The sequence below is a fragment of the Pseudonocardia oceani genome (assembly GCF_019263585.2).
Classification (GTDB): domain Bacteria; phylum Actinomycetota; class Actinomycetes; order Mycobacteriales; family Pseudonocardiaceae; genus Pseudonocardia; species Pseudonocardia oceani.
In genome coordinates, this window is record NZ_JADQDF010000001.1 from 3362580 (window position 1) to 3382724 (window position 20145).

Sequence of the window (20145 nt, forward strand, 5' to 3'; positions counted from 1 at the left end):
CCCCGTCGCCCCCCGTCGCGGTAGCTCGGCCTCCACGTGCTCGCGCCACGCCCCGCTGCGACCGTCCAGGTAGGCCTCGAGGATCGCGTCCTTGGCGCGGAAGTGGCTGTACAGGCTGGCTTTGGCCACGTCGGCCTCCGCGACGATCCGGTCGACCCCGACGGCGTGGATGCCTTCGGCGTAGAACAGTCGGTCCGCGGCGGCCAGGATCCGGTGGCAGGGCGGACGTGCTGGCCGTGGACGTCACCGGATCGGGCGCGCCCGATCTCGTCGCGACCACCGCCCGTGCTCGGCTGGGCCCCGTCGACCTGCTCGTCAACAACGCCGGCAACGTGCGGGCCGGGCGGCTGGAGGACTGCACGGTCGCCGACATCCGCGCGATGGTGGAGCTCAACCTCCTCGCGCCCGTCCTGCTCACCCGCGCCGTCCTTCCCGACCTGCGTGCGACCCGCGGGACGATCCTGACCATCTCCAGCGGGATCGCGCTGGTCAACCTGCCCTTCTACACCACCTACGCCGCCACGAAGACCGGTGTCGCCGCCTTCGGGCACTCCCTCCGCCGCGAGCTGCACGGCACGGGCGTGCACGTCGCGACCGTCTACCCGGGCGCGACCGCCACCGCGATGATGGACAGCTCCGCCGCCGACGAGGACCTCGGCTTCGGACGGCGCTCCGTCGCCGACGTCGTCACCGATGTGCTCGCCGCCCTCGGCCGGGACGAGCACGAGATCAACACCTCGCTGTCCTCGCGCCGGGCGCTGCAGGACCTGCACCGCACCGACCCGCTCGCCGTCGACCGTGCGCTGGCGCCGAACCTCGCCGCGCTCGAGTCCGCCGTGCCCGGCCACCGCAGCATCTGACCCCCGAAGGACCTCCATGCCTCCCGGCCTGTCCGACCCCGACACGATGATCTCGGCGCTGGCCGCGTCCCACGACCGGTTGGACGCGCTTCCCGCAGGATCGGTGGGCCGCTGGAACACCCTGGCCCCGGGCCACCAGGCGACCGGCCGCCGCGAGCACGACGCCCGGCACCTCGCGCTGCTGCGGGCGCTGGACGTCCACGAACGCCGCACGCTCCGGGTGCCCTACTTCGTCGGGCCGCTCACCCTGTTCGCCGAGCGGTTCCACGACGCCGACGTCCGCGCCCGGCTCGCGCCGCGGCGGATCGCGCTGCGTCCGACCGACGGCGGACCGGCACAGCTGCTGGAGATCGGGGCCGAGGGCGTGGCACTCGGTCCCGGCGACGCTCCCGACGCCGTGACCGGGCCGGCCGAGGCGCTGGTGCGGCTCGTCTACGGCCGCCTCGACCCCGACCAGCGGCTCGACGACCGGCTCACCGGTGCGGGCGACGCGGATCCGTCGGACCTCCGCGCTCTGTTCAGGGGCTACTGAAGAAGGTGCGGATGTCCCCGGCGAGCAGCTCCGGCACCTCCATGGCGGGGAAGTGGCCGCCCTCGGTGAACTCGCTCCAGTGGTCGATCGCCTTCCCCGGGTCCAGCGCGCGGCGCAGGAGCGGGTGGGTGTCGAAGACGGCGTACCCGGAGGGCACGCCCGACGGCATGAGCAGGTCGAGACCGGCGTGCTCGGCCTCGTAGTAGAACTGCGCGCTCGACGCCCCGCTGCGGGTGAACCAGTACAGGCTGATGGTCGTCAGGAGCTGGTCGCGGTCGACCGACTCGTCCGGTGTCCGGTCGTCGCCGGCGGTCCTGCTCCGGAAGTGCTCGGCGATCCATCCGAGCTGGCCGACCGGCGAGTCGGTGAGGGCGGGACCGATGGTGTCGGGGCGGTGGCTCTGCAGCTCGAGGTACCCGCGCCCGGCGGCGTCCTCGGCGCGCACCGCCTCGATCCGGGCGATCTCGTCGGCGGACAGGCCGTCCGGGTACGGGATCCTGTCCCCGACCAGCCCGAGCCACCGGGGGTCGGCGCCGACGTGCGTGCCGATCACCCGCTCCGGGTGGAGCGCCGCGAGGCGACCCGTGACGCCCGCGCCGAGGTCGGTGCCGTGGGCCGCGAACCTCCCGTAGCCCAGGCGGGTCATGATCCCGGCGTACGCGTCGGTCGTCCGCGCCAGCTCCCAGCCGGTCCCGGACAGCGGGGTGGAGAACCCGAAGCCGGGCGGTGACGGGACGACCAGGTGGAACGCGTCGGTCAGCAGTGGGATCAGGCGCTGGTACTCGACGAACGAGCCCGGCCAGCCGTGGCTCAGGAGCAGCGGGGTGGCCTGCGGGTCGGCCGATCGCGCGTGGACGACGTGGAACGTCTGCCCGTCGACGACGGTCGTGACCTGCTCGTACGCGTTGAGCTCCGCCTCCTGCGCGCGCCAGTCGAACCCGTCGCGCCAGTACCCGGCGAGCTCCTCCAGGTACACCTGCGGGATGCCGCGGCGGAAGTCGGTGCGGTCGCGCCGGCCGGGCACGGGGATCGGCCAGCGGGTGCGGGCCAGCCGGTCGCGCAGGTCGTCGACGTCGGCCTGCGGGATGTCGATGCGAAACGGTGTGAGTGCGGTGTCCTCGTCCATGGCGGTGACGTTCGCAGCAGATGCGGCAGATTTCCTTCCGCGATCGCTGCCATCATTCCGACGTGCTGGAGACCTCGGTCCGTCTGCTCGAACTGCTGTCGCTGCTCCAGGTCAGGCGCGACTGGACGAGCGCCGAGCTCGCGGCCCGGCTCGGCGTGAGCACGAGGACCGTGCGCACCGACGTCGGGAAGCTGCGGACGATCGGCTACCCCGTGGACGCGCGCCCGGGCGTCGCGGGCGGGTACCGGCTGGTCGCCGGGACGGCCATGCCCCCGCTCCTGCTCGACGACGACGAGGCCGTCGCCGTCGCCGTCGGGCTGGGTGCGGTCGCGACGCAGCGGCTCGGCGTCGAGGAGACCTCGCTGACCGCGCTCGCGAAGCTGGAGCAGGTGCTGCCCTCGCGCCTGCGTCGACGGGTGGAGGCGGTGCGCGGGGCGACCAGCATCGTTCCCGGGGCCTCGCCGCCGCTCGACCTCGCGGCTCTCGGCGCGGTCGCCGCCGCGATCCGCGCCCACGAACGGCTCCGGTTCGGGTACACGAAAGCCCGGGGCGGCGAGGGGGCCCGCCACGTCGAGCCGCAGCGGCTGGTCTGCTGGGGGCCGCTCTGGTACCTGCTCGCGTGGGACCTCGACCGGGACGACTGGCGGGTCTTCCGCGTCGACCGCATGGTCCCGCGCGCACCCACCGGTGTGCGGTTCCGACCGCGCGTGCTCGCGGACGACGCCGCCGTGGAGTTCGTCGTCGGACGCGTCATCCGGGCGGGCTGGACGTTCCGCGCCCGGGTGCTCGTGCACGCCCCAGCCGCGGCGGTCGCCGCGAAGATCGTCATCCCGGTGGACGTCGAGGTGGTCGACGAGGCGACGTGCCGCGTCGAGCTGGGGGCCGACGACCCGGACCGGCTCGCGCTGTTGTTGACCCAGCTCGGGGTCGACATCGAGGTGGTCGACGGGGACGAGCTCGCGGCGGCGTTCGACCGCCTCGCGACGAGGTTCCGCCGGGCGGCGGGCGGCGTGTCCCGTCGTCAGAGGTACTCGGCCCCCGTGTGATGACCGGGGGTCGGGTCGGCGAAGGGGACGAAGCGGAACCGCACGCGCCCCGCCCCGGCCACGAGGTCGCCGTCGCCGGGTTCCCGGTCGGGCGCGTCCGCGCGGTGGGTGGCGACCACGCCGGCCGCGGAGACGGCGTCGAGCTGGGCGAGCAGCCGGGCCAGGGCGGCGGGGGCGTCGCCGGGGTCGTCGGAGGTCTGGACCAGCGTGCGGTGCAGGACGGTGGCGGTCCAGCCCTCGCGGCTGCCGCTGCCGATCGAGGCCGAGAGCACCACGTCGAGCAGCCAGCGCGACGGCTTGCCGCCCAGTGCCGGCGTGCGGTGCGCGTCGATGCCGACGACCTGGTCGGCCCGCACCAGCCCGTCGCCCTGCGTCTGCACCCACACGTTCGTCAGGCCCACCGTCGCCTCCCCGCGCTCAGAACCGCCATCGCTGAACGTCTGAAGAATACCTCTTGCGCGGAAGCAAATCTCTAGTTAATGTTGCAGTTATCCGGATCTGCTGCGACACGGGCGGGGGCGGTGACGTGAACGGACCGACGACGGGAGGCGCCGCGGCGTTCGGTGACCTCGTCTACGCCGACGCCGACCTGCTGCGCATCGAGTTCGAGGCGATCGTCGCGGCGAACTTCCCGGACCGGGCGACCGGCCGGACGGACCGCCGCGAGCCCGCTGCCCCGGTCCTGGTCGGGACGGCCCGGGGCCCGCACCGCGACGACGGGCCCTCGGGGCCGCGCCCTCCGGTCCCGCGCGCCACCACCGGCGTGCCGCTGCGCCGGCAGGCCCGGCAGCGGGGGCCGCCGCGGGAACACCGACACCGGGATGACGGGCCCCGCCGACGATCACCCTCTCGCCGGCGGGGCCGGCCCCGGTCCGCGACCTAGGGTCGGCGGATGAGCAACGACGCCCAGACCCCCGGAACCCAGACCCTCACCGTGCCGCACCTCGGCACCTCCACCGTCGGCTACCGGTTCGGGAAGCCCTACGACCCGGCGCTGCCGACGCTCGTGCTCGTCAACTCCTTCACCACCTCGGTCGACCTCTACCGCCCGCAGTTCGCCGACCCGCAGCTCAGCGGCGTCGCGAACCTGCTCGCGATCGAGCTGTACGGCCACGGTCTGATGCGCTCCACCTACGAGCACTTCACCTACTGGGACAGCGCCGTCGCGAACCTGCAGGTGCTGCGCGAGCTGGGCATCGAGCAGGCGTTCGTGCTGGGCACGTCGCAGGGCGGTTGGGTCGCCGCCCGGATGGCGCTGCTCGCGCCCGGCGTGGTCCGGGGCATCGTGCCGCTCGGCACCTCGATGGACGACGAGAGCCGGCGCAGCCGCGACCTGGGCTGCTGGGACGGCATCGAGTTCTGCACGCCGTCCATCGACGCACTGGCGGAGCCCGTCGGCGACGACTGGACGGTGGCCGACGAGTTCGTCGACGCCGTGCTCGCCGCGGGTCTGGGCGCCGACGTCTCCGACGACGAGCGCGCGTTCTGGCGCACGACCTACCGGCGCCACTACGCGGGCGACGACGGGCGCCGGCGCCTGCGGATCTCCACGATCAACCTGCGCGACCGCGACGGCCTGCACGCCCGCCTCGGTGACGTCCGCTGCCCGGTGCTGTGGCTGCACGGCACGGCCGACGGGGTCTACTCGGTGGCCAACGCCGGGGAGGAGATCCGCATGTTCTCCGGCTCCGCGAACGCCGAGCTGCGGGTCGTCGACGGCGGGCAGCACTTCCTGAGCGCCTCGCACCCGGCCGTCGTCAACGCGGCGGCGGCGGAGTTCGTGGGGCGCTGGGCCTGACGAGCACCCTCCGCTTCACGCGAGCAGGTCGAGCACCCGCTCGGGCGGCCGGGCCACCACGGCCCGGTCGCCCAGCACGACGATGGGCCGCTCGATGAGCGCGGGCTCGGCCGCCAGCGCGTCGAGCAGGGCGTCGCGGTCGGCCGAGGCCAGGCCGAGCTCGCGGTAGCGCGCCTCGCCGGTGCGGGTGATGGTGCGCGGGTCGTCGGTGCCGAGCTTGCGCAGCACCTCCTCCAGCGCGGCGCGGTCCGGCCCGTCGTCGAGGTAGCGGACGAGCGTCGGCTCGATGCCGCGCTCGGTGAGCAGGGCGACCGCGCCGCGGCTCTTCGAGCAGCGGGGGTTGTGCCAGACCGTCGGTGTCTCCACGTCCCCGAGCGTAGGCCGGTCGCCTCCCGACGTACGTGCGACGGGCGCGGCCACGCTCCGCGGCGACAGCGCGGACCCGCTCCCACGTCCTACCCTCGTGCCTCGTGCAGGACACAACCCCGACCCGCTCCGACGCGCTGCTCGCCGTCGCCGTGTCGACGCTGGTCGCGGCCGCCGTCGTGGCGGACGGGGGCCCGCCCGCGCGGGTCGCGCTCGCGGGCGCGTTCGCCGCCGGCTTCGGCGCGCTCCTGCTCGGCGGGCGCCGGCGTCCGGTGGCGGTGCTCGTGGCGACGGCGGCCGGGATGGTCGCCTACTACGTCCTGGACCTGCCGCCGATCGGGCTGGCGGCGCCGGTGGCGGCCGCCCTGTACCTCGCGGCCGAGCGGGGGAGGGTGCGCGCGGCGGCGGGCGTCGCCGCCGCGCTGCTCGCGGTGTCGGTGGCCGCGCGGCTCGCCGAGGGCGACGACCCGGCCTTCGTGCTCGGCCTGCAGCTGGGGTCCGAGGCCGTGACCGTCGTGGCCGTGATCGCGCTCGGCGACGCCGTGCGCAGCCGCCGGTCGCTGCGGGCGGAGCTGCGGCGCCAGGCGGACGTGGCGGCGGTGGAGCAGCGGCGGGAGGCCGCGCGGCAGGTCGACGCCGAGCGCGTGCGCGTCGCGCGCGAGCTGCACGACACCGTGGGCCACGCCGTGTCGGTGATCGCTCTGCAGTCCGCGGTGGCGCAGGAGGCGATCGACGACGGCGCCACCGACGCCGCGCGCGGGGCCGTCGCCACGATCCGGGAGGTGAGCGGCGGGGTGATGAGCGAGCTGCGCGCCACCCTCGGCACGCTGCGCGCCGGGACGCGGGAGCCCGCGCCGGGGCTCGACGGTCTCGGCGCGCTCGCCGAGGGCGTGACCCGCAGCGGCCTGCCCGTCGAGCTGCGGGTGAACGGCGCGACCGCGGCAGTGCCGGCGGTCGTCGGCACCACCGCCTACCGGATCGTGCAGGAGGCGCTGACCAACGCGCTGCGCCACGCCGGCGCGCACCGCGTCACGGTCGTCGTCGACGCGTCGGAGCCCGGGCTGACCGTGGAGGTCGTCGACGACGGGCGCGGCGGCCCCGTCACCGAGCGGGGCAACGGCCTGCGCGGCATGGCCGAGCGGGTGGCGCTGCTCGGCGGCGCGCTCGTCGCGGGCGACGCCCCGGGCGGCGGCTTCCGCGTGCACGCCTCGCTGCCGGCGGGAGGGGCGCGGTGACCGCGCTGCGGGTGGTACTGGTCGACGACCAGCACCTCGTCCGGGCCGGGCTGCGGGCGCTGCTCGAGCGCGCGCCCGACATCACGGTCGTGGGGGAGGCCGGCGACGGCGCGATGGGACTGGCCGTCGTGCGTGCCGAGCGTCCGGACGTCGTGCTGATGGACGTGCGGATGCCCGGCACCGACGGCCTCACCGCCACGCGGCGGATCCTCGCCGACCCCGCGCTGGCCGCCGTCCGCGTGGTCGTCCTGACCACCTTCGACGACGACGAGCACCTCTTCGAGGCCATCCGCGCCGGAGCGGCGGGATTCCTGCTCAAGGACACCGCCCCCGAGGCCCTGCGCGACGCGGTGCGCACCGTGGCGGGCGGGGACGCGCTGCTCTCCCCGGCGGTGACGCGCCGCGTGCTCGCCGCCGCCGCGCGGTCGCCCGTCGCCCGGCCGGAGCGGCTCGCCGGGCTCACCGCGCGCGAGCGGGAGGTCCTGGCCCACGTCGGCGCCGGCCGCTCGAACGCCGAGATCGGTGCGGTGCTGCACCTGAGCCCGGACACCGCCCGCACCTACGTCAGCCGCCTGCTCACCAGGCTCGCCGCGCGCGACCGCTCCCAGCTCGTCGTCATCGCCTACGAGAGCGGGCTGGTGCGGCCGGGGGAGAACGACGACCGAGACGGGTCCTAGGAGGACCTGGTCCGGTCGTGCAGCCAGGCCGGCGCCCGCCACACCGGCCGCTGCACCGCGTCCGGCACGCCGTGCAGGGAGAACGACAGGTCGTGCCGCGCGTTGACCGCCGCGAGCGCGCCGAGCGGCGGGACGCGCCCGGCGCGGGCCAGCACCCGGAACTGCTCCTCGAGCGGGCCGGCGGGCGTCTCGCGCATCCGGATCCGCGCGGGCTCGTCGAAGGGGTTGGCGAAGGCGTGGTCACGGTGGGTGGGACGGTCGCCGACTCGCCCGCGGACAGCACGACGGTGTCGGCGTCGAGCACGACCCGCAAGCCGCCCCTCGACGACGGTGAACGTCTCGGCCTCGAACCGGTGGCGGGGCCGCGGTGGCCCGGAGAGGCCGGGCGGGAGCAGGGCGTCGATCTCGACGGCGCCGCCGTCACCGTCGCGGCCCGGGACGAGGACGGTGATGGTCTCGCCCGTCGGCATGCGCAGCACGCGGCCGGGGCCGGGGTCCGGGATGCTCATCGGGTGAGCCGGTGCAGCAGCAGCGCCACGGCGCCGGTGACGACGCCGACCAGCGTGCCGGTCACGAGGCTCGACACCACCGCCGCGGCGCGCAGCAGCACCTCCGCGAGGGCCGGGTCGGTCCCGGCGAGCGCCCCGCCGAGGGCCGGGACGGGTCCGTCGAAGGCGGCGTTCCACAGCAGTTGGTGGCCCACCGCGAGGAGCACGCCGTAGAGCGCGCCGACCACCACGAGCGTCGCGAACGGACGCGGCGGCCGCCACCACAGCGCCGCCGCCACCCAGCACGCCGGCGGGACGACGACGAGCAGCCCGGCGGCGAGGGTCCCCTCCTCGACCACGCCGAGGTCGTGCAGCACGACCCGCGGAGCGGCGAGTGCGGCCAGTCCGACGAGGACGGGCCAGGACAGGCCGGGGCGCGGGCCGGTCACCGGCCGGCCACCTGGCGCAGGTACTCCGGGGTGTGCGTGTCCACCGGGTCGACGAACATGATCTCGTTGCGCGGCCGGAAGAACAGCACGGAGAACAGGAACTCGCAGGCGACGAACACGGCGAACGCGGCGGCGACCCACCACCTCAGCCCCCGGTCGCGCCAGGTCAGGACCACCGCGGCGAGCCCGGTCACGACCACCGAGGCGCCCAGGGGCGGGAAGTGGCCGCTCGGCCCACCCGCCACGAGGAACTCGCGGCCCCGGTCCGGCGACGCCGGGGCGCCGCCGAAGATGTCGGGTGGAGCATCACGGTCTCGGCGGCCACGCCGCCGGAGGACAGCATCGCCGTCCACGCGAGGGCGACGAGCACGATCGTGGTGGGTGTCGGGCGGGACATCGGTGCGGACCTCCGTCGGCGTGCGGCGCGCCCGGACGGGACGCCGTCGCCGGACGACGCTAGGGACGTCCACGGCCCGGGTCTGCCGATCGCGGGCGCGACCCGGGATCGCTCCTCGACGTACCGCCCGCCCCGGCCGGTCGCTCCTGCGCGCGGCGCCCGCCCGCCAGCTCCCAGGTCCCGACGACCTCGTGGCGGGCGGTGCCGCCCGGCCCGGCGCCGAGGTCGCTGCGGACCAGGTGCAGCGCCGTCGCGGTCCACGGGCGCCCGGCGAAGCCCGCCAGCGCCTCGGCGAACGGCCGCAGGTCCGGCGCGGGCGGCCGGACCCGGGCCAGCGTGAGGTGCGGGCGGTAGGGCCGGTCCTCGACGGGCAGCCCGACCTTGCGGGCGGCCGCGCGGACGGAACCGGCGAGCAGGCGCAGCGCGGCGCGGTCGCCGTCGACGCGCGTCCACAGCACCCGGTCGCCGAACCGGCCGCCACCGGCCAGTGCCAGCTCGACGGGTGGGTGCCGGCGTGCGGCACGAGCCAGCCGCTCGACGAGCCGGTCGCGCGTCGGACCGTCGACCTCGCCGAGGAACGCCAGCGTCAGGTGCCACTGCGCGGGCGGGGTCCAGCGCAGCCGGGGCTCGTCCGGGAGGGCCGCCACGGCCTCGGCGAGCTCGTCGAGCGCGTCCGGTGGAGGTAGCAGCGCCACGAAGGACCGCACGGCCTACACCGGCGGGGGCAGCGTCGTCAGGGGCAGCGCCGGCAGCAGCTCCCGCAGGCGCCGCGCGGCGGCGGCGGGCAGGGTGCGCCGGCCCTGGATGTGGAGGAACACCGGCCGCAGGTGCGGGTCGGCGAGCAGGTCGGCGCGCGGCAGGAACGGGTCGAGCAGGTGCAGGACACCCTGCCCGGTCCAGCCGCGGCCCCCGACCGGCCCGGCGTCGGTCAGGAAGTCCAGGACGCCCGCGACGCCGCGGTCGGCGCCGGCGCGGTAGACGACCGCCCGCGTCCCGGCCGCGGTCGAGCGCAGGCAGCAGACCGACGGCCGGTGGACCGGGCCGTCGACGGTGGCAGCGGCGACAGGGGGGAAGCCGTCGGGCCGCCACACCAGCACGCAGCTCGGGTCGGGGATCGGGTCGCGGGCACCCACGACGCCACGGTATCCGGCCCGCGGGCCAGCGGTGGCGCGGAGGCACCGTCGGCGGCAGGCTGTCCGCGTGGACGACGAGCCCGCCGAGCTGCGCAGACAGCTGGCGCTCCTCCGTCTGCTCACCGACGCGACGGCCGCACTGTCGGGCGCCGCGACGCCGATGCAGGTCGCGGAGGTCGCCGTCGAGCAGTACACGCGGCTGCTGGGCACCTCGTCGGTCGCCGTGTTCGAGCTGCGCGGCCGCGACAGCCTCGACGCCATGACGCTCGGCGGATGGGTCGAGGGCGCCCGGGACGCCTGGACGACCATGCCCCTCGACGCCCCGGCCCCGGTCGCGGAGGCGGCGCGCACCCGGACCCCGGTGTGGACGGAGAGCCCGGCGGCGTGGCGGGAGCGCTACCCGCACCTCGTCGGGATGCTCGACGGCTACGGCTACCGCGGGGTGTTCGGGCTGCCGCTGCTCGCGGGCGACGAGCTGGTGGGCGCACTCGGCGTCGGCCTCACCGAGGACCGCACGCTCGACGGGGCCGAGCGCGCGGCGGTGACGGCGCTGGGCGCGCAGTGCGCGCAGGCGATGCAGCGGGCCCGGCTGCTGCAGGTCGAGAGCGAGGCCCGGCGCACCGCGGAGCGGTTCAGCGCGATGGTCGCGGCGCTGTCGCGGTCGCGCACGCCCGACGAGGTGGTGTCCGCGATCGGGGAGGCCGCCGCCTCGCTGGGGGCCACGGCGTCGGTGGTCGCGGTCCGGACGGAGGACCGGATCGACCTCTCCGGCGGGGCCGGGGCCTCGCCGCTGCCGCTGGATGTTGCGCACCCGCTGTCCTACGCGGTCCGCACGGGCGAGCCGGTGTGGCTGGCCCGGCGCTCCGAGCTCGCCTGGCGCGACCGCAGCTTCGCCGCGTCGCCCGGCGCCCCGGAGGTCGACGTCGCGGTGCCGATGTTCCTCGACGACCGCGCCACCGGTGCGATCGGGATGTCGTTCGCAGGCGCGCCGCCGCACTTCTCCAGGGAGGAGCGCCGGGCGATCCGCACGCTGGCGGCGCAGTGCGCCCAGGCGCTCGACCGCGCCCGCCTGCAGCAGGTCGAGCACGACATCGCCGAGGCGCTGCAGCGCAACCTGCTGCCCGTCGGCCTGCCCCGGCTCGCGGAGCTGGCCTTCGCCGCCCGTTACCTCCCCGGTACCGAAGGCGTGCAGGCCGGCGGCGACTGGTACGAGGTCGTCGAGCTCGACGGCGGCCGCGTCGCGATGGTCGTCGGGGACGTGGTCGGCAAGGGCGCGGAGGCGGCCGCCCTCATGGGGCAGCTGCGTACCGCGCTGTCGGCGGCGCTGCTGCGCGGGGACTCCCCGGCGCAGGCGCTGCGCCAGCTCGACGCCTTCTCGGTCCGCGTCCCCGCCGCCCGCGCCTCGACCGCGGCCTGCGTGCTCGTCGACCGGGGGACGGGGGCGCTCACCTGGGCGAGCGCCGGGCACCCGGCACCGCTGCTGCTGTCGGCCGACGGGGCCCGGCTGCTGGAGGGCCCGCCGGGCCCGGTCCTCGGCGTGCGCGCGGGCGACGCGTTCCCCGAGCACCGGTCCGCGCTGCCGGTCGGCGCGGTGGTCGTCCTGTACACCGACGGGCTCGTCGAGCGCCGCGACGAGGACCTGGACGTCGGCCTGGCACGGCTGGAAGCGGCCGGTAGCCGGTCCGGCGACCGGCCGCTGGACCAGGTCGTGGACGGCCTGCTCGAGGACCTGCTCGGCCCGGCCGGTCCGGGGGACGACGTCGCCGTGGTGCTGTGCCGGCGGACCGCGCCGCCGTGGTCGCGCCGCATCCCGGCGCGGGCGGAGGAGCTGGGTCCGCTGCGCCGGGAGGTGGAGCGGTGGGGCAGCGCCTGCGGCCTGCACGACGACCATCTCTACGACCTGCAGATCGCGCTCGGCGAGGCCGTCGCCAACGGCGTCGAGCACGCCTTCCCGGAGGGCCCGGGCGAGGTCGCGATCGCCCTGGCCCGCCGGGGCGACGGCTCGGTCGCGGTGGAGGTGGGCGACTCCGGCACCTGGCGTCCCGCGCCCGCCGACCCGGGCCACCGGGGCCGCGGACTGGCCGTCATCCACGCGTTGGCCCGCGACGTCGAGGTGGTCCCCGGCGAGGGCGGCACGCGCGTGTCCTTCCGGGTGCCCCCGGCACCGCCCGACGCCCCACCGGTGCGGACGGGGACGGGAACGGGGCAGCGGACGTGGACGGGGCAGCGGCCGGCACGCCGGGACGCGCGGATGGAGGTCCGCCACGACGACACGGGGCCGTGCGTGGTCGTGTCCGGCGACCTCGACCTGCTCGGCGCCACGGCGCTGCGCGACGGGCTCCGGGCGGTCGTCGACGCCGCGGAGCCCGGCTCGCGGCTGGTCGTCGACCTCGCCGGCGCCGGCTACGTCGCCAGCGCGGGCGTGGCCCTGCTGCTCGACACCCTCGAGCGCGCGCGGGGCCGCGGGCTCACCGCCGAGGTCGCGATACCCCCGGGCGGGGCGCTCGCCCGGATCCTCGCGGTGTCGGGGGCCGGCGGCCTCGGCGCCGGGTGACGGATCAGCCGAGCACCTCCTCCAGCCGCGCGGCGAACTCCGCGGGCTTGCCGGCGTAGCCGAACCCGCCGCCGAGGAACCCGCCGTGGTGGCTGGGGAACACGACCGGCTCCTGCCCGAGCATCGCGGCGACGCCGCGGGCGGTGCGGGCGGTGAAGGTGTCCCCGGTCTCCTCGCCGACCGCGAGCACGATGCGGGTCGGTGCGGCCCGGAGCGCCTCGATGTCGGGGCGGAAGTCGGAGACGGCGAGCGAGCGGTCCGACAGGAGCGGGTCGTCGCGGGAGCCGTCGTCCTCGCTCGCCATGCCGAACGCGGCGGGGTCCGGTGCGGGCTGCGCGAAGTACTCGTCGGTGTACTCGCCCGACCACGACGTCATCGCGATGAAGGCGGCCATGCCCGCGCCGGAGCCCTTGGCCTGGTAGGCCTCCATGTACCCGGCCTGGGCGCGCCGCGCGGCGTCGGTGTCGGGGAGCGCCGAGATGACCGGTGGTTCGTGCGCGACGAAGGTCCGCACGTCGCCGGGGTGCGCGGCGACCAGGGCGAGCCCGGCGACGGCGCCGCCGCTGCTGCCGAACAGGTCGACGGGCCCGGTGCCCAGCGCCTCGATCAGCGCGTGGACGTCACTCGCCTGCACCTCGGGCACCATGTCGACGCGGCCGTCCTTGCGCGCGCTGCGGCCCAGGCCCCGCGGGTCGTAGGCGACGACGGTGCGCCCGGGCAGGTGCGAGGCGAGCGTCGCGAAACCGGTGGCGTCCATCGGCTGCCCGATCGCGAGCAGGACGGGCCGCCCGTCGGCGGTGGGGAGGGGGCCGTGGACGTCGTAGGCGAGGTCGACCTCGGGGGTCTGCAGGACGTGTGTCGTCGTCATGCCCTGTGGACGACCGGCCGGACCGGAACTCATCTGTCGCCGGCTCCGGGGTGGTCGCCGGTCGCCCCGTGGAGCAGCTCCCGCAGCACGTCGGCGTGCCCGGCGTGCCGCTCCTCCAACATGTGCACCAGCACCCACCGCAGCGTCACGGTCTCGCCGGTCCAGGCCGTGCCGGTGTCCTCCACCTCCAGCTCGGTGATCACCGCATCGGCGCGGACCCGCACCCCGGCGTAGGTGCCGAGCACCGCCGACGTCTTCTCGTCGGCTCCGAACGGCACGCGTCGCACCGGCCCAGGATGACCGGTCAGCTCGGCGGGGAGGAGAGCAGCGCCGCGTACCGGTCGAGGTCGACGTTGCCGCCGCTGACGATCACACCCACCCGCAGCCCGGCCAGCTCCGGCGCGAGGCGGCGCACGGCTGCGAAGGACAGGCACCCCGTCGGCTCGACGACGATCTTCAGCGTGCTCGCGAACACCCGCATCGCGTCGACGAGCTCGGCGTCGGACGCGGTGAGCACGTCGGTGACGTCGCGCCGGATGATCGGGAACGTCAGCTCGCCCAGCGCCTGGGTCTGGGCGCCGTCGGCGATCGTGGCGGGCGTCGGGATGTGCACGATCTCCCCGCTGCGGAACGAGCGCTGCCCGTCGTCGCCCGCCTCGGGCTCGACGCCGTACAGGCGGCATCCCGGCGACAGCGCGCCCGCCGCGAGCGCCGACCCGGCCAGCAGCCCGCCGCCGCCGAGGCAGACGAACAGGGCGTCGAGCTCGCCGACGTCCTCGAACAGCTCGAGCGCCGCGGTGCCCTGCCCGGCGATGACGTCGGGGTGGTCGAACGGCGGCACGAGCGTCAGTCCGTGCTCGGCGGCGAGCGCCGCGCCGATGGCCGCGCGGTCCTCGGTGAACCGGTCGTAGCCGACGACCTCGGCGCCGTAACCGAGCGTGGCCGCCACCTTGCTGGCGGGCGCGTCGTGCGGCATGACGATGGTCGCGGGGATGCCCAGGATGCTCGCGGAGAGCGCGATCGCCTGCGCGTGGTTGCCCGAGGAGAACGCCACGACGCCGGCGCGACGGGCGTCGTCACCGAATCGTGACAGAGCGTTGAACGCGCCGCGGAACTTGAACGCCCCCATCCGCTGGAAGTTCTCGCACTTGAAGAACACCGAGGTCGCGAGCTCGTGATCGACTCGGCGGGACGTCAGCACAGGGGTCCGGTGGGCGTGCCCGCGGAGGCGTCCGGCGGCCGCACGGACGTCCTCGACGGTGGGAAGTGGGGTCACGCGGAGATTCTCATCGAAAACTGCGTCACCCGTTCGAGGTGGGCGTCGTTGCATGGTCGTGCCGTTCCTTCCGCAGCGCGTCCGGATGACGACTCAGCGTGTTCACGTCCTCCGCCCGCGACCCGACAGCGCGTCCGAGCCGACCCGGGTGGGTGACTGAGATGCCGCAGCACAAACTCCCGGCCGGGTACGACCGGCCGCGCAGCGCCGCACGCCGCTCCGCGCGTCCCGCACTGCTGCCGTGGGCGGTGGGCGGTATCGCGCTGGTGCTCGTCGTCGTCCTCGGCTTCGTTTTCCTGCAGAGCGGCCCGGCGTCGACCGCGGGGTCGGACGAGCCGGTGGCCGTCGTCGACATCTCGTCGCTGCCGCTGGCCGACACCTACGGGGTCGTGGAGGGCGCGCCGGTCGACACGGCCGTCGACGTCGCCACCGAGGGGATCGTCGTGCACCCGGAGCGCCGGACGCCCGTGCACGACGCCCCCGAGGGCACCCCGATCGCGCGGGTCGAGCCGACGCAGTTCGGCGACGTCTGGTTCCCCGTGGTCGCCGAGCAGGGCGCCTGGGTGCAGATCCTGCTGCCGTCCAAGCCCTTCGGCTCGACGGGCTGGGTGCGCTCGGCCGACATGGACCGCGCGACGACGCCGTACCGCGTCGAGGTCCACCTCGGCTCGCTGACGATGCAGCTGCTGCGCGAGGAGCGCGTCGTCGACGAGTGGACGATCGGGATCGGTGCGCCCGACACCCCGACGCCCGTGGGCCGCACCTTCCTCCTCGGCGCGTTCACCGACCCGGCGCAGTCCTTCTCGCCGGTGATCCTCCCGCTCGGGGCGCACAGCCCGACGCTCGACACCTTCGGCGGCGGTCCCGGCACCGTCGCGATCCACACGTGGCCGACCGCCGACGGATTCGGCACGGCCGCCAGCAACGGCTGCATCCGCGTCCCGCAGGACGCGCTCGATGAGCTCGTCGAGGTGCCGCTCGGCACGCTCGTCATGATCGACCAGGAATGAAGGGGCACACGCACGTGAGGAACAAGAAGATCGTCGGCGCCGGCGCCACCGTGGCCGTCTCGGCCGCTCTGCTGCTGGGAGCCTCCCCGGCCTGGGCCGACGAGGAGTCCTTCGTCGACTCCGCGTACGCCTTCTCGGCCTCCGGGCTCCTCGACATCGCCCCCATCCCCGGCGGTGTCGAGTCCTTCGACGGCGAGCTCGTGCAGAAGGAGCTCCTCGGCCTGGGCGAGCGCACGTCCGACGCGGAGGCCGACGGCATCTTCGTCGGCGTCCTCAACGCGGAGGCGGAGGCCCACCGGTCCGCGGCGAGCGTCGCGCGCGTCGAGCTGCTCAGCATCCTGCGCGCCGACGTCATCCGCACGCACTGCGAGGACGCCGACCCCGACCAGTCCGGTCTGCAGATCATCAACGGCAGCCTGCTCGGCCAGCCGCTGCCCGAGACCCCCGTGCCCGGGGTGGAGATCAACCTCTCGCCGCTGGCGTCGGTCGTGCTCAACGACCAGGTCCGCAACGCCGACGGCTCGCTGACCGTCACCGGCGTGCGGCTCACGGTCCTCCCGGGCCGCGGCGACGGCGTCAACGAGACCCTCGACGCCGAGGCCCGCTCGGGCCTGCCCGTGCTGGGCGACCTGCTCGGCGTCCCGCTGCCGACCACCCTGCTCACCGAGCAGGACGTGCTCGACCAGCTCACCGGCCCGCTGGGCGTCGACCTGGACGAGTCGCTGCAGACCGTCACGATCGGCTCCGCGACCTGCACCCTGCCCGGCGACGGTGACGACGACGGCGACGGCGGCCACGACGGCGACGACGGCGACAAGGGCGGCGACGACTCGTCCGACCACGGCGACGACTCCGACGACGGCGACGACACCGCGCCGGGCCAGGCCCCCGCGCCGACCGTCGTCGAGGCCAGCCTCCCGGTGACCGGCTGACCGCTCCTCCCCGGTCCGGTATGGATCGGCGATCTCCGGTGTTGCCCCCTGACGTGGACCGCCAGGGGGCAACACCCGTTTCCGCGCCCGACCGCACCTGGTTGGTGGCGCTCGCCGCCGCGCTCTGGGGCACCGACGCGCTGCTGCGCCAACCGCTCGCGGGCGCGCTCCCGGCGTCGACGATCGTGTTCTGGGAGCACCTGATCATCGTCGTCGTGCTGACGCCGTTCCTGCCCGCCGCGTACCGGGCGTTCCGCGCGGCCTCGGGGCGCGAGCGGGCGGCGCTCGTCGTGATCGGGGCGGGAGCGTCCGCCGTCGCCACGGCGCTGTTCACCCAGGCCTTCCGCTACGGCGACCCGGTGACGCCCGTGGTCCTGCAGAAGCTGCAGCCGCTGATCGCGGTCGTCGTCGCGGCGGCGCTGATCGGGGAGCGGGTGCGCGGGCGGTACTGGCTGTTCGCGGTGCCCGCGCTGGTCGGCGCGTGGCTGATGGCGTTCCGCGACCCGCTGTCCGCGGCGCCGCAGGCCGTCACGGCCGCGCTGCTCGCCGTGGGTGCGGCGGCGCTGTGGGCGGTGGGCACGGTGCTCGGGCGCCTGGTCAGCGTGCGCATCTCCAGCCGCGACGTCACCGTGTTGCGGTTCGCGATCGGGCTGCCCGCGAGCGCGGTGGTGCTGGCGCTGACCGGCGGGCCGCTCGCCGTCACGCCCGCCCAGCTCGGGCCGCTGGTGCTGCTCGCGCTGATCCCCGGCCTGCTCGGGCTCGCGCTGTACTACGTCGGGCTGCGCTCCACCCCGGCCGCGCGGGCCACGCTCGCCGAGATGGCGTTCCCGGTGACGGCCGCGCTGATCGGCGTGACGCTGTTGGGCGCCGTGCTCGTGCCGACGCAGTGGCTGGGCCTGGCGATCATCGTCGTCTCGGTGACGGCGCTCGGCCTGCGCGAGCGGCGGACCGACCCCGTGGTGGCCGTGCCGGCCTGAGCCTCAGACCCCGCCGGTCCGGAACTCGTCGAGCACCCGGCGCTCGCGCTTGGTGGGCCGCCCGGCCCCCCGGTCGCGGCGGGCCACCGGCACCAGCATCTCCGGCGGGGGAGCGGGGGTGCGGTCGATGTAGCAGGTGGCGGCGTCGGCCGCACCCACGCGGCGCGGCAGGACCCGCACGACCTCGACCACCCGCGTGACGTCGTTGACGCGCGCCCGGACCTCGTCACCGGGGCCCACCGGGGTGGCCGGCTTCGCGGGGCGGTCGTTGACGCGGACGTGGCCCGCGCGGCAGGCCGCGGCGGCGTCCGGGCGGGTCTTGGTCAGGCGGACCGCCCACAGCCAGCGGTCCAGTCGGCTCGACTCCACGCCCGCCACTATGCCGTGAGTGACCTGTGCCGTGAATGCCCCGAGCCCGTGAGTGGATATCGGTGCTCCAGCACCGATATCCACTCACGACCTCTCGCGTCCCGACCGCACGGCCTCGACGACCGCCGCCACCCGCGGGTCGCGGTAGAGCTCCTCCAGCGACTCCGGCAGCGGCAGCCGCCAGTTCGGGTACTCGTCGACCGTGCCGGGCAGGTTGGGCTGGCGCACCTCGCCGACCACGTCGTAGGGCGAGACGAGCACGAGCCGCGACGGTGTCGAGCCGAGCAGGGCGTGCATGGCGACGACGAGCTCCTCCTCGCCCGCGTCCTCGGCGGCGAAGCCGTGCTCCTGCAGCAGCGCCACCATCTCGGCCCGCTCGCCCGCGGCCTTGCGCTCCTCGGCCTCCGGGTCGTCGAGCAGGCCCAGGTCGGCGCGGGCGCGCACGTGCTCGCCGCGCAGGAAGCCCGACGCCGTCGGCAGGTCGTGGGTGGAGATCGTGGCGACGGAGTCCTCGGGCCAGCGGGCGGGGTCGAGCAGCGGCTCGTCGGGGTCGTCGAGGTCGCGGGTGAACCAGAGCACCGCCGAGCCCAGCATGTGTCGCTCGGCCAGGCCCTCGGTCACCTCCGGCTCGACCGTTCCGAGGTCCTCGCCGACGACCAGCGCACCCGCCCGGTGCGCCTCCAGCGTGAGGACGGCGAGCATCACCTCGGCGTCGTAGTGGACGTAGGTGCCGCGGTCGGCCGACTCGCCCGGCGGCACCCACCACAGCCGCCACAGCCCGGCGACGTGGTCGATGCGCAGCCCGTCGGCCTGGCGCAGCAGCGCGCGGAGCAGGTCGCGGTAGGCGGCGTACCCGGTGGCGTCGAGCCGGTCGGGGCGCCACGGCGGCAGCCCCCAGTCCTGCCCCTGCTGGCTGAAGGCGTCCGGCGGGGCGCCGACGCGGACGCCGAGCGCGAGCAGGTCCTGCAGCGCCCACCCGTCGGCTCCCTCGGGGTCGCAGCCGACGGCGAGGTCGTGGATGACGCGGACGCCCGCCTCCCGCGCGGTCTCGCGGACCGCCCGCAGCTGCTCCTGGACCTGCACCTGCACCCACGCGTGGAACGCGGTACGCGGCCCGTCCTCGACGAGCGGGCGGCGCAGCTCCTCGGGCCAGCGGCTCCAGCGCCCGCCGTGCCGCTCGGCGAGTGCGCAGAACGTGGCGAACTCGGCGAGGTCCGGGGCGACGTCCGGCGACGGGCGACCCTCGGCGCGCCACAGCAGCTCCAGCGCGGAGCGCTTGGCCGCCCAGACGCGGTCGTGCTCGATGCGCTCGGTCGCGGCGGGGGCCAGGGCGTCGACCTCGGCGCGCGTGGCGGCGTCGGCGCGGGCGTAGGCGGGCAGGTCGGTCATGCGCAGCGCCAGCGGCGTGCCGAACCGCCGGCTCGACGGCGTGTACGGCGAGGGCTGCACCGGCGGCACGGGCGTGAAGGCGTGCAGCGGGTTGAGCAGGACCGCGCCGGCGCCGTGCTCGGAGCCGGTCCAGGCGGTGAAGTTGCGGAGGTCGCCGAGGTCGCCGATGCCCCACGAGCCGGCCGAGCGCAGGGCGTAGAGCTGCAGCATCCAGCCCCAGGTGCGGTCGGCGTCGGGCAGGGCGGGAGGGGCGACGACGACGGTGACGGTTCGCTCGCCGAGCTCGAGGGAGTACCAGCCGGGCTCCAGACCGGCGGGGATCGCGGTGACCTCGCGCCGCCCGCCGTCCTCGTCGACCAGCACACCGGGGCCGGGGAGGTCGCGCCCGCGGTCGGTGCGCACGGCGATGGTGCCGGGCAGCCGGTCGGCGCCGGCGCGGGCCGCGGCCAGGGCGGCGCGGCGGGCGTCGGGGGTGGAGGCGTCGACGTCGAGGAGGCCGAGCACGCGCACGACCACGTCCTCGTCGACGGTGACCGGGCGGCGGTCGCCGTCGCGGTAGCCGGTGGCGACGCCGTGTGCGGCGGCCAGCTCCATCAGTTCGTCGTCCACGCTGCTCCAGTTCCCTCGGCACCGCGCGCCATATCACGGTGAGTGATCAGGGGA

The 20145-nt window shown here is 75.9% G+C and carries 23 protein-coding genes and 2 pseudogenes; 11 read left to right on the forward strand and 14 right to left on the reverse strand.

What is annotated here, in order from left to right:
- Positions 1-84: 84 nt before the first annotated feature.
- A pseudogene (locus I4I82_RS35000) lies at positions 85-210 on the reverse strand (helix-turn-helix domain-containing protein); the annotation flags it as partial.
- Between the two features lie 14 nt (positions 211-224).
- Between I4I82_RS35000 and I4I82_RS16875 the strand changes: the two are divergent.
- Both I4I82_RS16875 and I4I82_RS16880 read left to right on the forward strand, forming a co-directional pair.
- A pseudogene (locus I4I82_RS16875) lies at positions 225-860 on the forward strand (SDR family NAD(P)-dependent oxidoreductase); the annotation flags it as partial.
- A gap of 16 nt (positions 861-876) precedes the next feature.
- The gene (locus I4I82_RS16880) at positions 877-1392 is read left to right on the forward strand and encodes a hypothetical protein (protein ID WP_218590911.1); all 516 of its coding nucleotides are present in this window, start codon (positions 877-879) and stop codon (positions 1390-1392) included.
- Here I4I82_RS16880 and I4I82_RS16885 read toward each other — a convergent pair.
- On the reverse strand, positions 1379-2518 hold the full coding sequence (locus tag I4I82_RS16885) for an epoxide hydrolase family protein (protein WP_218590910.1): 1140 nt from the start codon (positions 2516-2518) through the stop codon (positions 1379-1381). The genes I4I82_RS16880 and I4I82_RS16885 overlap by 14 nt on opposite strands.
- A 62-nt stretch (positions 2519-2580) precedes the next feature.
- Here I4I82_RS16885 and I4I82_RS16890 point away from each other — a divergent pair, with 62 nt between their 5' ends.
- Positions 2581-3564, forward strand: a complete 984-nt coding sequence (locus I4I82_RS16890; RefSeq protein ID WP_226370104.1) for a helix-turn-helix transcriptional regulator — start codon at positions 2581-2583, stop codon at positions 3562-3564.
- Here the strand turns inward: I4I82_RS16890 and I4I82_RS16895 are convergent.
- Positions 3540-3965, reverse strand: coding sequence for a hypothetical protein (locus I4I82_RS16895; RefSeq protein WP_218590908.1), 426 nt, complete (start codon positions 3963-3965; stop codon positions 3540-3542). The two genes, I4I82_RS16890 and I4I82_RS16895, sit on opposite strands and share 25 nt — an antisense overlap.
- A 125-nt stretch (positions 3966-4090) precedes the next feature.
- Between I4I82_RS16895 and I4I82_RS16900 the strand changes: the two genes are divergently transcribed.
- Positions 4091-4447: a hypothetical protein gene (locus I4I82_RS16900; RefSeq protein WP_218595854.1), complete on the forward strand. Its 357-nt coding sequence runs from the start codon at positions 4091-4093 to the stop codon at positions 4445-4447.
- Between the two features lie 9 nt (positions 4448-4456).
- Positions 4457-5362, forward strand: a complete 906-nt coding sequence (locus tag I4I82_RS16905; RefSeq protein WP_218590907.1) for an alpha/beta fold hydrolase — start codon at positions 4457-4459, stop codon at positions 5360-5362.
- Positions 5363-5377: 15 nt separating this feature from the next.
- Here the strand turns inward: I4I82_RS16905 and arsC are convergent, their stop codons facing one another.
- Positions 5378-5728: an arsenate reductase (glutaredoxin) gene (arsC, locus tag I4I82_RS16910; protein WP_218590906.1), complete on the reverse strand. Its 351-nt coding sequence runs from the start codon at positions 5726-5728 to the stop codon at positions 5378-5380.
- 104 nt (positions 5729-5832) lie between these two features.
- On the opposite strand from arsC, the gene I4I82_RS16915 reads away from it, so the two are divergent.
- A complete protein-coding gene (locus tag I4I82_RS16915; RefSeq protein ID WP_218590905.1) occupies positions 5833-6963 on the forward strand; it encodes a sensor histidine kinase in 1131 nt (376 codons plus the stop codon).
- Entirely contained in the window at positions 6960-7640 is a 681-nt protein-coding gene (locus I4I82_RS16920) for a response regulator transcription factor (RefSeq protein WP_218590904.1), read from the forward strand. Before I4I82_RS16915 ends, I4I82_RS16920 begins: the two co-directional genes overlap by 4 nt.
- On the opposite strand, the gene I4I82_RS16925 is transcribed toward I4I82_RS16920, so the two are convergent.
- From I4I82_RS16925 to I4I82_RS16945, 5 genes are all read right to left on the reverse strand, one after another.
- On the reverse strand, positions 7637-8149 hold the full coding sequence (locus tag I4I82_RS16925) for a hypothetical protein (protein ID WP_218590903.1): 513 nt from the start codon (positions 8147-8149) through the stop codon (positions 7637-7639). The genes I4I82_RS16920 and I4I82_RS16925 overlap by 4 nt on opposite strands.
- Positions 8146-8577: a hypothetical protein gene (locus I4I82_RS16930; protein WP_218590902.1), complete on the reverse strand. Its 432-nt coding sequence runs from the start codon at positions 8575-8577 to the stop codon at positions 8146-8148. The genes I4I82_RS16925 and I4I82_RS16930 overlap by 4 nt, the downstream gene beginning before the upstream one ends.
- Positions 8574-8822, reverse strand: coding sequence for a hypothetical protein (locus I4I82_RS16935; protein WP_218590901.1), 249 nt, complete (start codon positions 8820-8822; stop codon positions 8574-8576). Before I4I82_RS16935 ends, I4I82_RS16930 begins: the two co-directional genes overlap by 4 nt.
- A 211-nt stretch (positions 8823-9033) precedes the next feature.
- A complete protein-coding gene (gene thpR, locus I4I82_RS16940; RefSeq protein ID WP_218590900.1) occupies positions 9034-9681 on the reverse strand; it encodes an RNA 2',3'-cyclic phosphodiesterase in 648 nt (215 codons plus the stop codon).
- A gap of 3 nt (positions 9682-9684) precedes the next feature.
- On the reverse strand, positions 9685-10107 hold the full coding sequence (locus I4I82_RS16945; RefSeq protein WP_218590899.1) for a hypothetical protein: 423 nt from the start codon (positions 10105-10107) through the stop codon (positions 9685-9687).
- 67 nt (positions 10108-10174) lie between these two features.
- Between I4I82_RS16945 and I4I82_RS16950 the strand changes: the two genes are divergently transcribed.
- A complete protein-coding gene (locus I4I82_RS16950) occupies positions 10175-12661 on the forward strand; it encodes a SpoIIE family protein phosphatase (RefSeq protein ID WP_218590898.1) in 2487 nt (828 codons plus the stop codon).
- A 4-nt stretch (positions 12662-12665) separates the two neighbouring features.
- On the opposite strand, the gene I4I82_RS16955 is transcribed toward I4I82_RS16950, so the two are convergent.
- From I4I82_RS16955 to I4I82_RS16965, 3 genes are read right to left on the reverse strand one after another with little or no spacing between them, the layout of a single operon-like run.
- Positions 12666-13529: an alpha/beta fold hydrolase gene (locus tag I4I82_RS16955; protein WP_218590897.1), complete on the reverse strand. Its 864-nt coding sequence runs from the start codon at positions 13527-13529 to the stop codon at positions 12666-12668.
- 29 nt (positions 13530-13558) lie between these two features.
- Positions 13559-13816, reverse strand: coding sequence for a mycothiol transferase (locus I4I82_RS16960; RefSeq protein ID WP_218590914.1), 258 nt, complete (start codon positions 13814-13816; stop codon positions 13559-13561).
- A gap of 17 nt (positions 13817-13833) precedes the next feature.
- A complete protein-coding gene (locus I4I82_RS16965) occupies positions 13834-14805 on the reverse strand; it encodes a threo-3-hydroxy-L-aspartate ammonia-lyase (RefSeq protein ID WP_226370105.1) in 972 nt (323 codons plus the stop codon).
- Positions 14806-14966: 161 nt separating this feature from the next.
- Between I4I82_RS16965 and ldt-CoaP the strand changes: the two genes are divergently transcribed.
- From ldt-CoaP to I4I82_RS16980, 3 genes are read left to right on the forward strand one after another with little or no spacing between them, the layout of a single operon-like run.
- Positions 14967-15815 carry a L,D-transpeptidase gene (gene ldt-CoaP, locus I4I82_RS16970; RefSeq protein ID WP_218590895.1) on the forward strand — a complete coding sequence of 283 codons (849 nt, stop codon included), beginning with the start codon at positions 14967-14969 and terminating at the stop codon, positions 15813-15815.
- A 14-nt stretch (positions 15816-15829) separates the two neighbouring features.
- Positions 15830-16747: a choice-of-anchor P family protein gene (locus I4I82_RS16975; protein ID WP_218590894.1), complete on the forward strand. Its 918-nt coding sequence runs from the start codon at positions 15830-15832 to the stop codon at positions 16745-16747.
- Between the two features lie 53 nt (positions 16748-16800).
- On the forward strand, positions 16801-17724 hold the full coding sequence (locus I4I82_RS16980) for a DMT family transporter (protein ID WP_226370106.1): 924 nt from the start codon (positions 16801-16803) through the stop codon (positions 17722-17724).
- A 3-nt stretch (positions 17725-17727) separates the two neighbouring features.
- On the opposite strand, the gene I4I82_RS16985 is transcribed toward I4I82_RS16980, so the two are convergent.
- Positions 17728-18093: an RNA-binding S4 domain-containing protein gene (locus I4I82_RS16985; RefSeq protein ID WP_218590892.1), complete on the reverse strand. Its 366-nt coding sequence runs from the start codon at positions 18091-18093 to the stop codon at positions 17728-17730.
- A gap of 84 nt (positions 18094-18177) precedes the next feature.
- Positions 18178-20076 carry a 4-alpha-glucanotransferase gene (gene malQ / locus I4I82_RS16990; protein ID WP_218596494.1) on the reverse strand — a complete coding sequence of 633 codons (1899 nt, stop codon included), beginning with the start codon at positions 20074-20076 and terminating at the stop codon, positions 18178-18180.
- Positions 20077-20145 lie beyond the last annotated feature (69 nt).

Bases quoted from the DNA above. Each gene is read 5' to 3' on its own strand.
- I4I82_RS16905 (WP_218590907.1), top strand. From the start codon at position 4,457: ATGAGCAACGACGCCCAGACCCCCGGAACCCAGACCCTCACCGTGCCG.
- I4I82_RS16955 (WP_218590897.1), bottom strand. From the start codon at position 13,529: ATGACGACGACACACGTCCTGCAGACCCCCGAGGTCGACCTCGCCTAC.
- I4I82_RS16925 (WP_218590903.1), bottom strand. From the start codon at position 8,149: ATGAGCATCCCGGACCCCGGCCCCGGCCGCGTGCTGCGCATGCCGACG.
- malQ (WP_218596494.1), bottom strand. From the start codon at position 20,076: ATGGAGCTGGCCGCCGCACACGGCGTCGCCACCGGCTACCGCGACGGC.
- I4I82_RS16880 (WP_218590911.1), top strand. From the start codon at position 877: ATGCCTCCCGGCCTGTCCGACCCCGACACGATGATCTCGGCGCTGGCC.
- ldt-CoaP (WP_218590895.1), top strand. From the start codon at position 14,967: ATGCCGCAGCACAAACTCCCGGCCGGGTACGACCGGCCGCGCAGCGCC.
- I4I82_RS16885 (WP_218590910.1), bottom strand. From the start codon at position 2,518: ATGGACGAGGACACCGCACTCACACCGTTTCGCATCGACATCCCGCAG.